Raw genomic sequence first — 12,536 nt, 5'->3', positions numbered from 1 at the left:
TCTCTTAAAAGAATTCAATATGGAGGATATGGTAAAAAAGGAATTGCTATTATATTAGATTGTTTAAGTGATAATAAAAATAGAACTGTTGCTGAAATACGTTATATTTTTTCAAAATTTAATTTTAATTTAACACCTGTTACCTCTGTTGAATATCTATTCAAAAAAAAAATAGCAATGTTTTGTTCCAAAAAAAATAATTTTTTAACAATAAAAAATATATCTATACAATACGGTGCTGAATATATTTCTAATTATGAAAATAAGTATATTCAATTGATTTCTAATACAGATTCATTAGAAATGATTAAATCAAAACTTAATTCTTTCAATATTAAACCAAGTTATACTGAATTTTTATTTACTCCTTATATTTTTATTACGGTAAATCCAGAAGAAAATATAATTTTTTATAAATTGATTAGAAAACTGAAAAAAAATACAGACATCCAAAATATTTACCATAACATAAAATAATCAGTGAATATGTTTAAAAAATTATTTTTTATTTATAATAATTTATATATGAAATATATATATCTATATTCAATTATTTTTCTTAAAATGACTTAACAAAAAGAAAAATGATAGAAACAAAACAACAGATGGACTGGTTGGAAAATCAAAAAATGCAGCCATTATCATTCCAAACGTGAACCCTAACATACCTATAAATGTAGAAAATATAGCCATATTTTCTGGAGAAGTAGAAAATTTTTGAGCAGTAGCCGCAGGAATAATTAGCAATGCAGTAACAACTAAAGAACCAATAAATTTTATAGAAATAGCTATCACTAAAGTAGTTATAAATATAAGAATTAAACGCATTTTAGAAACGTTAATTCCATCTACTATTGCCAATTCTCGATTGATCGTAAAACATAATATTTCTCTCCAATACCAAATTAAAATGAATAAAACAAAAAAAATCACCAATAAAATCACTATTAAATCTGATATATTAACTTTTAATAAGTTACCAAAAAAATAATTAGAAATGCCGATTCTTTTTGTTTCCGACATCATGCTTAATATAATCATACCTAAAGATAAAGCGCTATGAGATATTATTCCTAATATTGTATCTAAAGAAACAAAAGAAATATGTTCTAAAAAAACAATAAGAATAGAAATAATTAATAACAAAAATAAAATCATATAGAAATAATTGATGTTTAATAAAGCTCCTCCAGCCAATCCTAATAAAGAAGCATGAGATAACGTATCTCCAAAAGCAGACATGCGACGCCATATGATAAAAGAACCTAAAGGACCAGTAACAAAAGTAAATAAGATTCCTGCTAACCATCCTGGGAAAAGTAATATAGTTATAGTTAAAATAAATTTTACCTCATCTGTTAAGTATTAAAAATCATGACGATGATTATGTTTGTGACGATATACCGCAAAATTTTTTATTCCTATTTCACCAAAAAGAGAAATAAATTCTGAATTTTTACAAACTATCTCCGGTGTTCCTGAACAACATATATGTTGGTTTAAACATAGTACTTCATCTGTTGTTGCCATTACTAAATTTAAATCATGAGATACTATGAGAACAGAACATTTTAATTCATGACGAATGTTATTGATTAATTTATATAAAGCAACTTGTCCCGAAATATCTATGCCTTGAGTACATTCATCTAATATCAATAATTCTGGTTCTTTTAATAAAGCACGAGCTAATAACATTCGTTGCATTTCGCCACCGGATAGTATTTGTAATTGGTGATTTTGTATATGCAATATATTTACACGATGTAATGCTTTTTTTACTGATGATTTTGTTATACCTTGAGATAATCTCATAAAACGATTTACTGTAATAGGAAGAGTTACATTTAAATGTAATTTTTGAGGTACATAACCAACTTTTATGTTAATTTTTCTAACAACTTTCCCAGAATTAGGTTTTAATAAACCTAAAATTACTCTTACTAATGTAGATTTTCCTGCACCATTTGGTCCTATTAAAGTTAAAATTTGATTAGGTATTAAATTTAATGAAACGTTTGAAAGAATACATCGATGATTGAATTTGATAAAAATATTTCTTAATTTAATTAATGAGTACATATAAAATACATAGTTTGTAATAAAATTAATTAGTATTATGCTGCCCTGCATTAGTTATGAAAATTTTTAAAATGTATTAACATCATTTAATGATGATTAAAAAAATTTTAAATATATTACCACATAATTTTTCTAATTATGAAAATTAATATTTATTTAACATAAAAATATATATTATAATATTAATATATATAAATTTTATAATATATTTAAATTTAATGAAATAATTAACACATAAACTTCAAATTATTATTTAAAATAAATAGCAATTTATTACTAATAATCAAAATATATTTTTTTATAAAAGTAAATTTCATTTCATGATTAATTTAAAAACATTAAATAACGTGTAATGATAAATGAGTAAAATATATTTATATATCTATATAAATATATTTTTCTTAAAAAATTTTTAAATTATTTTAAAACTCTTAAAATTCTAGTAGTATTGGTTTCACCACTTTGTCCCTTAATATCACTTTGCGTAAAAATTACTAAATCTCCTAATGATAGTAATCCTTTTTTATGTAATAAATGAATAGCTTCTTTAGCAACAAATATTCCCGATTTCTCACTATCAAAATATATTGGGATAACGCCTCTATATAAAGTAGTTAAATTTAATGTTTTTTCATGACGCGATAAAGCAAAAATAGGAAGACCCGACGTAATTCGAGAAGTAATTAATGCAGTACGTCCTGATTCTGTCATAGCAATTATAGCACGTACTCCTTCTAAATGATTAGCTGCATACATAGCAGACATAGCAACAGCTTCTGCTACATCAGTAAATTTTAAATTTAATCGATGTCTAGAAATATTAATACTTGGAACTTTTTCTGCTCCCTGACATATTTTAGATACTACTAAAACTGTTTTTACAGGATATTTTCCTGTTGCTGTTTCAGCTGACAACATAACTGCATCACTTCCATCTAATACAGCATTGGCAACATCCATAACTTCTGCTCTAGTAGGTATAGGATTTTTAATCATAGATTCCATCATTTGAGTTGCAGTTATTACTACTCTATTTAATTGTCGAGCTCTTCTGATTAGAGTTTTTTGAATTCCTACCAGTGCAGGATCACCAATTTCCACACCTAAATCTCCTCTTGCTACCATAATAGCATCGGAAGAACATATAATTTCATCTATCACTTTGTCATTAGCTACTACTTCGGCTCTTTCTATTTTAGCAACAATTTTTGCATGACTACCTGATTCTTGTGCTAATTTTCTAGCTAATTTCACATCTTGAGCACATCGTGGGAAAGATACTGCTAAATAATCTACTCCGATATTAGATGCTAAAATAATATCATTCATATCTTTTCCTGTTAAAGATTTTGAAGATAATCCTCCTCCTAATTTATTAATTCCCTTATTGTTTGATAAACATCCTCCTATTAATACTGTTGTAAATATTTTTTCATGAGTAGATTTAAGTACCTTTAATTGAATTCTTCCATCATCTAATAATAAAATGTCATTAGGTTTAACATCTTTAGGTAATTGTTTATAATCAATACCTACTTGATTTTGATTACCTTCATTATTACTTAATGTTGAATCTAGTAAAAATAAATCGCCAATATTTAAATTAATGCTATTTTTTTTGAATCTAGCAATACGAATTTTAGGACCTTGTAGATCACCAAGTAAAGCTAAATTACAATTTAACTTTTTAATTATTTTTTTTGCATTTTCTGCTCTGTATCTATGTTCTTCTTTTGTACCATGAGAAAAATTTAATCTTAGTACATTTGCTCCCGATTGAATAATTTTTTCAAGATTATCTTCTTTGTCTGTAGCTGGTCCTAATGTGACAACTATTTTTGTTCTTCTAAGACGTTCTAACATAAAATTTCTCGATTAAAAGAAGTAAAAATATTATTAAAAATAATATTTTTCACAACTTATTTTTTCTTTAATTGATAAAAAATACAAGTATAATATAGTTATGTCAAATAGTAAAAATACTTCATATATAATTAATACCGAAAAATTATCTCATTAATAAAATATAGTAAATATTATGAAATTATTTAAAACATGGTAAATAATATCATTTTTTATTAAAAATAAAATGTATAATTAATTCAACATATACATATTAAAAATATAATTTGATATATATAAAAAATGAAAAATGAATAACGTGCATATAAACATAAATAATAAGTATCATATACATTTATTGACATTTTATAAGCATTTTTTATAAAAAATACTAATATGATTAAAAAATAAACAAAATTTAATAATTTTAAAATTTTATAAAATTTTTTTTTGAATATTAATTCCAATTAATTTTACTAGTTTTCAAATAAAAACAAATAAATGATAAATAGGAGATAAAATGATTTCAAAAATAAATCAAGCATGTGATTTAGTTATTTTTGGAGCTAAAGGTGATTTAACTCGTAGAAAATTATTACCTGCTCTTTATCAATTAGAAAAATTTAATCAATTACATGAGAATACAAGAATTATTGGAGTTGGACGCGCTAATTGGAATAAAAATTTTTTTCATTCTTTTGTAAAAGAATCGTTAGAAACATTTGCGCAAGATAAATTAAATGATTATTTTTTAAAAAAATTATTTCTTCGGTTAGATTTTTGTAATCTTGATGTAAAAAATACGAATGATTTTATAAAATTACAAATCATATTAAATCAAAAAAATAATATAATTATTAATTATTTCGCTGTTCCTCCAAATTTATTTAGTTCTATATGTCAAGGTTTAAGTAAAAATCAATTAAATCTTCCTCCAACCCGAATAGTAATGGAAAAACCATTAGGTACATCTCTAAAAACATCACAAAAAATTAATAATCAGGTCAGTAAATATTTTAAAGAATCTCAAATATTTAGAATAGATCATTATTTAGGGAAAGAAACCATATTAAATTTACTTTCATTACGTTTTTCAAATATTATATTTTCTAATAATTGGAACAATAAAATTATAGATCATGTTCAAATCACTGTTGCTGAACAAGTTGGAATAGAAGGAAGATGGGGATATTTTGATCAATCAGGACAAATTAGAGATATGCTTCAAAATCATCTACTACAAATTTTAACGACTATTACTATGTCTCCACCTGAAAATTTGAATACTGATAGTATCAGAAAAGAAAAAATTAAAATATTACAATCTTTACGTCACATTAACGATGCTAATTTTAATAAAAATGTTGTTCTTGGTCAATATTCATCTGGTATACTAAATGGTATACAAGTACCTTCTTATATTAATGAAAATGATGCTAATGAAAAAAGTAAAACTGAAACTTTTGTAGCCATTAAAGTAAACATAGACAATAAGAAATGGGCTGGTATTCCATTTTACCTACGTACAGGTAAAAGATTACCAGTAAAATGTTCTAAAATAGTTATTTTTTTTAAAAAACCTGTAATAAATTTATTTGATTACCATAATGCAAGATTACCATCTAACAAACTTATAATCAAAATACAACCAAACGAAGGCTTTACTCTTCAAGTTTTAAATAAAATACCTAGTTTAAATTCTGAATATACGTTAGATAATGTTGATTTAAATTTTAATTATTCCGATAAAATTTATAAAAATAATTTATCAGACGCTTACGAAAGATTACTATTAGAAAGTATGAAAGGAATACAAACGTTGTTTGTAAGTAAAAAAGAAATAGAAGAATCATGGAAATGGATTGATTTAATCATTGGTGCTTGGAACAAAAAAAATGAATTTCCAGCACTGTATAAATCTGGCACGTGGGGTCCAGATGCATCTGAAAAAATTATTCAACAAGATGCTAGAATTTGGCATAATGATTGACATTCTTACGATTATTACCTTATTTATTCAGTATAATATAATGTACATTTTTATTTTTATTAATTTTATTTATTAAAAATTAATTTTAAAGAACAATAAAATGTATGTATTTTTTTATCTTAAATATTATATAAAAAATAAATTTTATTTATTAACATTTAATAAATTTAATATTCGGTGTTAAAATAAATAATTATGTATTTTTATAATTGAATTTTTTAAAAAAAATAAATAATAATTTCTATTATAATATTTTAAAAAATAATATTTTTATAAATAAATTTATCATATAAAATTTATATTTTAATATATTTGTAAACATATTAAAATATCAAAAAATAAAAATGTTATAATAAAATATTTCAAATAGATATTAAAACGTATCTTTAAACAACATTTAAATTAAATTTATTTTAATTAATAAAAATTAAATTATTTTTTATTAAATTAAATTTATTAATAAAAAATAATTTTTTATAAATACAAAAATAATTTTCGATTATTACTTATTTTACGAATTAAAGGAAAAATATTATGATGCGTATTATTCTTTTTATGTTGACTAATTTATCCGTCATGTTCATATTTGGAATAATCCTTAGTCTTACAGGAATTCAATCTCATAGTATATATGGTTTAATAATTATATCTGGATTATTCGGATTTGGAGGTTCTATATTTTCATTACTTTTATCAAAATGGATAGCGATTCGATCTGTTAACGGGAGAATTATTCATTATCCATCAAATGAAAGTGAAATATGGTTAACTAAAACAGTACATCAACAAGCCAAAAAAATGGGACTCATACCACCAGAAGTAGCTATTTATGATGCTTTAGATATGAATGCTTTCGCTACAGGACCTCGTCGTAATTCCTCTTTAATTGCTGTTTCTACTGGATTATTAAATAATATGACTAAGGATGAAGCTGAAGCAGTAATTGCACATGAAATTAGTCATATTGCCAACGGTGATATGGTTACTATGACTTTGGTACAAGGAGTAGTAAATACATTTGTAATATTTGTATCGCGTATTATTGCTCAATTAGTTACTTCCATTATATCTGGAAGTAAAGATGCGAATGATTTCAAAAATGGTCATTCTGCAATATATTTAGTAACTTACATAGTATTAGAATTAATATTCGGGATATTTGCCAGTATTATTACTATGTGGTTTTCACGTTATCGAGAATTCCATGCTGATGCAGGATCTGCTAAATTAGTTGGTCGAAATAAGATGATTGCTGCTTTAGAAAGATTCAAAACTAGTTGTGAACCGAAGGAATCAAGTAGCATCTTAGCGTTTTGTATCAATGGAAAAAATAAATCAATAATAAATTTATTTATGTCTCATCCTCCATTAAAAAAAAGAATTGAAGCATTATATAATAATTCATATCTATAAAAATATTATAGAAAATATATTAGCATCAAACATACTAATATATTATATGTAATGTTAAAATTAACATTTTTAAAAAATGCATTTATTACTTACAGTGTAATACTACGTATAATGAGATTAAGTTGTTTCTTAATTTCATTATACATCGTAATTTTCTTTTATTGTATTTCAAATTGAAATATTTTATACTAAATTTTTAGTAATTATTAATTTTAAATTATGTTTTTAATTAAGAAAAAATATAATTTAAAATAATACATTTAAAATAAAAATATAAAAATTTTAAAATTATTTTATTTGAATAAGAATAGAAATTTCTTTTTAATTAAATTATGTGTATTGCTTAATGCAATTTTTTAACGAAAATTATTCAATTAAAAATATAAGATATGAAATTTTTATTTTTATATTTAACAAAATTTCAGTAATATTTGTATTTATTTATTTTTAAATAAAAATATTATTGAATAATAATAAAGAATTTTTTTTAAAAAACATTTTATTTTTTAACAATATTTTTAATATATGTACATAATATGCGTTTTGTTTCAAATAAATGATTAATTTAATCTAATTTTCATAAAAAAAAACTATTTTCGTATATATAAATAAAAATGAAATGTATATGTTATATATGAAAACAAAAATATCTTTATATGTTTCCAAAGTTATTTTTAGAATAAAATATTCTTTTATTAACAGAAAATATTTTTTGCATCTCGTATTCCTTTACTTAATTTTTCCTTACTAATTATACTAAATAGTATACTGTTTTATTTTTCCATGGAGTTTTTAATGGAATTTCTTTTAGATCCAGCTAACTGGGTTGGATTACTCACACTTATTGTATTAGAAATAGTATTGGGCATCGATAATTTGGTATTTATAGCTATTTTAGCTGAAAAATTACCTATATATCAACGAGATAAAGCTCGTTTGTTAGGAATTGGTTTTACTTTATTTATACGTTTAATATTGCTATCATTGATATCGTGGATGGTATCATTAAGATCTATATTAATTTCTAATCAATACTTAATACTTTCAGGACGAGATTTAATTTTATTATTTGGAGGTTTTTTCTTACTTTTTAAAGCAACTATAGAATTACATGAAAGATTAGAAAATCATCCCGAAGAAAGTACAAATAATAAAAATGGTGCTAATTTTTGGATTGTAGTTATTCAAATAGTATTATTAGATGCTATTTTTTCGTTAGACGCTGTGATAACTGCGGTTGGTATGGTTAATAACTTAGTAATTATGATGACAGCAGTAATAATAGCCACAGGTTTAATGTTGTTGATGTCAAAATCTCTTACTAGATTTGTTAATTTGCATCAAACAGTTGTGGTATTATGTTTGAGTTTCCTTCTCATGATTGGATTAAGTTTAGTTTCAGAAGCATTAGGATTTAAAATACCAAAAGGATATTTATATGCTGCTATAGGATTTTCGATTGTAATTGAATTATTTAATCAAATAGCGCGTCGTAACTTTCTACGTCATCAATCTCGTCGTCCCATGAGACAAAGAGCAGCTGAAGCTATTCTGCGTTTGATTGTTAGAGAACAAAAAAATAATGCTATTAAAATATCAAAAGAAAAAAAAGATAAAAAAATATATTATAAATCGATGTCTGAAACAGAATCTTTTAAAGACGAAGAAAGATACATGATAAATGGTGTACTCACACTTGCTGCACGTTCTATTCGTAGCATCATGACTCCAAGAAGAGAAATATCGTGGGTTGATGTAGATCAAGATATGAATAATATTAGATTACAATTACTAGATACTCCTCATAGTTTATTTCCAGTATGTAAAAATGAATTAGATGAAATTATTGGTATAGTAAGAGCTAAAGAATTATTAGTAGCAATAGACAGGAAAATTGATGTAACTGCATTTGCATCTAAAACACCTCCTATCATTATTCCCGACACTTTAGATCCTATTAATTTATTGGGAGTTTTACGACGAGCTAAAGGTAGCTTAGTAATAGTTACTAATGAATTTGGAGTTATTCAAGGATTAATTACTCCCGTAGACATGTTAGAAGCCATTGCTGGAGAATTTCCAGATGAAGATGAAACACCAGAAGTAATAGTAGAAGAAAACAGTTGGTTAGTAAAAGGCGGTACAGATTTACATTCTTTACAACAATTATTAAATACTAAAGAGTTAATACAAAAGAAAAATACTTATGCATCTTTAGCTGGTTTATTAATTGCACAAAAAGGTCAATTACCCTTGACAGGAGAAACTATTTACATTGCTCCTTTGCATTTTCATATCGTAGAAGCCTCACAATATCGTATTAACCTAGTTCGTGTAACAAAAGATAAAGAAATAAATGAATATAATTAAACTTCATATTTACTGACGTAATAATATAAAAATATGATCAATTACATGTATAACTTTTTTTAAAATGTCCGAGAAAAATATGTTTAAAAAAATATTAGCAATTGATACGTCCATGGACGGATGTTCTGTATCCTTATTGAAAAATAACTTTATCGTAAATAAATTTAAATTATGTAAAAAAAAACATACAGAAACAATTTTACCTATGATTGCAAAAATTTTAAATACTTGTTGTATAAAAATTAACGAACTTAATGCTATAGCTTGTTCTAAAGGACCAGGTAACTTTACGGGAATTCGTCTTGCTATTTGTATTGCACAAGCAATGGCCTTACAAAAAAAAATACCTTTAATAGGTGTGTCTACTTTTGCCAGTATGGCAGAACAAGCTTGGAGAAAATATGCTACAAAAAAAGTACTTATTGCTTTCGATGCAAAAAAAAACGGAATTTATTGGGCTAAATATATCAGAAACAATAATGGAACATGGATGGGGGAAAATACAGAAATATGTTTAAAAATGGAACATGTAAATACTAAAATTAACAAATTATCTGGTTCATGGACGACTGTCGGTAACGGATGGGAAAAAATTAATTTTAAAAATACAAAAAAAATAAATTTAATTTCTACTAAGATTATTTTTTCTCATGCTAAAGATATTATTACTTTTGTCAATTTATTATTAAAGAAAAATAATATTTTAATATTCAAAAATATAGTACCCATATACTAAAATAATATTATGAAACATATCTGAAAATTTAAATTAATATCGTGCAAATATAATATCCGTAATACTGAATTAGATATATTTTAAATTGACGTATAAAAAATCAATTTTTACATAACTATTTTTAAAATATTACTAATTTCTTGATATCTATTGTATTTATAAAATAAATATTTTATTTTTTATTCTCTTAATTTTATTATTATAATTTATAATACTTTCCCGTTTAATTTTATAACTGTATTTAAGCTGGTTTTCATATAAAACATAACTTTATTGTAATGTTTTGATAAAAATATTGATAATGCGAAATTTTTCATATTTATATTTTAAATAAACATCATTTCTTTTAATATTAAAATATTCGTAAATTTAAAAAATGAATTTTTTATTAAAAATTAGATTTTACATACACCTATGTTATTTAATAGAATTAAATACATACCATTGAACAAAGAAATATTGACTATTACAAATATAAATATTAATAAAAAATTATTTTTAATTCTTGATACAATAAATTAATTTCAACATATGATTTCATTACTTAAAAATAATATAATAAAATATACCAATCTAATAATATAAAAATAAAAAACTATTTTTTTGCTTATTTAAAAACATAAATTTAAAATTTTAATATATAAGTTATTAACTTTTATATTATTAGAAATATATACGACTCGTATAGATTTTTATAAAATGTTTTAAAATTTAAATTAAATTTTTATAAAATATGATATAAGAAAGTTACATATTTATTCCATTTATTATTAAGATGTGTTTATTATTAACATGTTGTATAACTTTATTATTTTTATTATATTTTTATATAAAAATATAATTTCTATGCAAATTAAACTTAACAACAAAAAATATCAAATTTATAAAAAAATTATTATTTAAAAATAAAAAAATATCAGTTCAATGTGAACTATAAATTTTTTACATTTGTTTACATAAACAAATTATAAGGAGCTTATTATATTTAATCTTACTAAACCAAGTAAATTAATTTCAAAAAATAATTTTCTTTTTACCGATAAAAAAATAATTTTCTCAGGCAACATACAAGATCAAATTCCATTTCATATCGAAACAATCTCAACCATAGTTTTCACACACATGTACGATACTTATCAAAAATTAAGTTTTCTAAAAAGGGAAAAAGTATTTTATTCAATTTTTTTCAATAAAAAAATTGTTTTACAATTTGATACTTTGATATATTTTTGGCCAAAAAGTAAATCCGAAGCAAAATTTCAGTTAGAATATTTATTTTCCATTTTAAAAAAAAAACTCATATTTTTATAGTAGGAGAAAATTGCAGTGGAGTTAAAAGTTCAATATTCATGTTAAATAATTGGATTGTATTGAAAAAGATTGATGCAGCCAAGCATGCCATACTTTTTTATGGTACTTTAAATGAAAATTCTTACTTTCAATTAAAAAATTACTTTAATAATCATATAATTCAAAATTGTAAAATAAAAACTTTACCAAGTGTATTTGGACATAAAAAAATAGATCCAGGTAGTAAATTACTTATTTCTACTTTTACAAATAAGATAAAAGGAAATATATTAGATTTAGGAACAGGTTCAGGAATCATATCTATATTATTAGCTGATATATCAAATAAAATTAATTTAACTTTAACAGATATTAACCTTATTTCTTTGTTTTTATGTAAGATAAACTTATTTCACCATAGAATTAAAGGTAATATATTACCTAGCAATTTATATTCTAATATTAATAAACAATTTGATGTAATAATTTGTAATCCACCGATACACAGAGATTTAAAAATGTCTCTTAAAACAATAATAAATATGATTCAACAATCTGCAAATTATTTAAAAACAAAAGGAGAATTAAGATTTGTTACAAATAGATTTTTATCATTTGATAGGATATTAAATGATACCTTTAATAAATATACTATATTAAAAAGAAATAACCATTTTAAAGTGTATCAAGCTATCATTTAATTTCACATTAAATTTGTTTGTACCCGGAGCGGGACTTGAACCCGCAAAGCTGTTACGCCGAGGGATTTTAAATCCCTTGTGTTTACCAATTTCACCATCCGGGCTTGTACAT

General features: G+C 23.1%; 10 protein-coding genes, 1 tRNA gene and 1 pseudogene. 8 read left to right on the top strand and 4 right to left on the bottom strand.

What is annotated here, in order from left to right:
• The coding region (locus LDP10_RS01545) for a YebC/PmpR family DNA-binding transcriptional regulator (protein ID WP_265196981.1) at window positions 1-477 on the top strand (477 nt) is incomplete at its 5' end.
• A 69-nt stretch (window positions 478-546) separates the two neighbouring features.
• Here LDP10_RS01545 and LDP10_RS01540 read toward each other — a convergent pair.
• A complete protein-coding gene (locus tag LDP10_RS01540; RefSeq protein ID WP_265196986.1) occupies window positions 547-1,296 on the bottom strand; it encodes an iron chelate uptake ABC transporter family permease subunit in 750 nt (249 codons plus the stop codon).
• Here LDP10_RS01540 and LDP10_RS01535 point away from each other — a divergent pair.
• The gene (locus LDP10_RS01535; RefSeq protein WP_265196980.1) at window positions 1,241-1,369 is read left to right on the top strand and encodes a hypothetical protein; all 129 of its coding nucleotides are present in this window, start codon (window positions 1,241-1,243) and stop codon (window positions 1,367-1,369) included. The two genes, LDP10_RS01540 and LDP10_RS01535, sit on opposite strands and share 56 nt — an antisense overlap.
• Here the strand turns inward: LDP10_RS01535 and znuC are convergent.
• Both znuC and pyk read right to left on the bottom strand, forming a co-directional pair.
• A complete protein-coding gene (znuC, locus tag LDP10_RS01530; RefSeq protein WP_265196979.1) occupies window positions 1,366-2,082 on the bottom strand; it encodes a zinc ABC transporter ATP-binding protein ZnuC in 717 nt (238 codons plus the stop codon). The two genes, LDP10_RS01535 and znuC, sit on opposite strands and share 4 nt — an antisense overlap.
• A 417-nt stretch (window positions 2,083-2,499) precedes the next feature.
• On the bottom strand, window positions 2,500-3,945 hold the full coding sequence (gene pyk, locus LDP10_RS01525; protein WP_265196978.1) for a pyruvate kinase: 1,446 nt from the start codon (window positions 3,943-3,945) through the stop codon (window positions 2,500-2,502).
• A 499-nt stretch (window positions 3,946-4,444) separates the two neighbouring features.
• On the opposite strand from pyk, the gene zwf reads away from it, so the two are divergent.
• The 6 genes and pseudogenes from zwf to LDP10_RS01500 all read left to right on the top strand — a co-directional run bounded on the left by zwf (window position 4,445) and on the right by LDP10_RS01500 (window position 12,424).
• Entirely contained in the window at window positions 4,445-5,914 is a 1,470-nt protein-coding gene (gene zwf / locus LDP10_RS01520) for a glucose-6-phosphate dehydrogenase (protein ID WP_265196977.1), read from the top strand.
• A gap of 534 nt (window positions 5,915-6,448) precedes the next feature.
• Entirely contained in the window at window positions 6,449-7,327 is an 879-nt protein-coding gene (gene htpX, locus LDP10_RS01515; RefSeq protein WP_265196976.1) for a protease HtpX, read from the top strand.
• Window positions 7,328-8,122: 795 nt separating this feature from the next.
• On the top strand, window positions 8,123-9,697 hold the full coding sequence (locus tag LDP10_RS01510) for a TerC family protein (protein ID WP_265196975.1): 1,575 nt from the start codon (window positions 8,123-8,125) through the stop codon (window positions 9,695-9,697).
• Between the two features lie 79 nt (window positions 9,698-9,776).
• Entirely contained in the window at window positions 9,777-10,433 is a 657-nt protein-coding gene (gene tsaB, locus LDP10_RS01505) for a tRNA (adenosine(37)-N6)-threonylcarbamoyltransferase complex dimerization subunit type 1 TsaB (RefSeq protein ID WP_265196974.1), read from the top strand.
• 978 nt (window positions 10,434-11,411) lie between these two features.
• Window positions 11,412-11,836 (top strand): annotated as a pseudogene (locus LDP10_RS03565) (16S rRNA methyltransferase); the annotation flags it as partial.
• On the top strand, window positions 11,813-12,424 hold the full coding sequence (locus tag LDP10_RS01500) for a methyltransferase (RefSeq protein WP_414734437.1): 612 nt from the start codon (window positions 11,813-11,815) through the stop codon (window positions 12,422-12,424). The pseudogene LDP10_RS03565 and the gene LDP10_RS01500, both read left to right, overlap by 24 nt.
• A gap of 20 nt (window positions 12,425-12,444) precedes the next feature.
• Here the strand turns inward: LDP10_RS01500 and LDP10_RS01495 are convergent.
• Window positions 12,445-12,528: transfer RNA gene (locus LDP10_RS01495), tRNA-Leu, on the bottom strand.
• Between the last annotated feature and the right edge of the window lie 8 nt (window positions 12,529-12,536).

The sequence above is a fragment of the Buchnera aphidicola (Pemphigus obesinymphae) genome, from assembly GCF_026122815.1.
In the GTDB taxonomy this organism is placed as follows: domain Bacteria; phylum Pseudomonadota; class Gammaproteobacteria; order Enterobacterales; family Enterobacteriaceae; genus Buchnera_C; species Buchnera_C aphidicola_BJ.
This window is presented reverse-complemented; position numbering and strand designations above follow the sequence as displayed.

Coding starts and splice junctions, on each gene's coding strand:
- tsaB (WP_265196974.1), top strand. CDS start 9,777: ATGTTTAAAAAAATATTAGCAATTGATACGTCCATGGACGGATGTTCT.
- znuC (WP_265196979.1), bottom strand. CDS start 2,082: ATGTACTCATTAATTAAATTAAGAAATATTTTTATCAAATTCAATCAT.
- LDP10_RS01510 (WP_265196975.1), top strand. CDS start 8,123: ATGGAATTTCTTTTAGATCCAGCTAACTGGGTTGGATTACTCACACTT.
- LDP10_RS01535 (WP_265196980.1), top strand. CDS start 1,241: ATGCGACGCCATATGATAAAAGAACCTAAAGGACCAGTAACAAAAGTA.
- zwf (WP_265196977.1), top strand. CDS start 4,445: ATGATTTCAAAAATAAATCAAGCATGTGATTTAGTTATTTTTGGAGCT.
- pyk (WP_265196978.1), bottom strand. CDS start 3,945: ATGTTAGAACGTCTTAGAAGAACAAAAATAGTTGTCACATTAGGACCA.
- htpX (WP_265196976.1), top strand. CDS start 6,449: ATGATGCGTATTATTCTTTTTATGTTGACTAATTTATCCGTCATGTTC.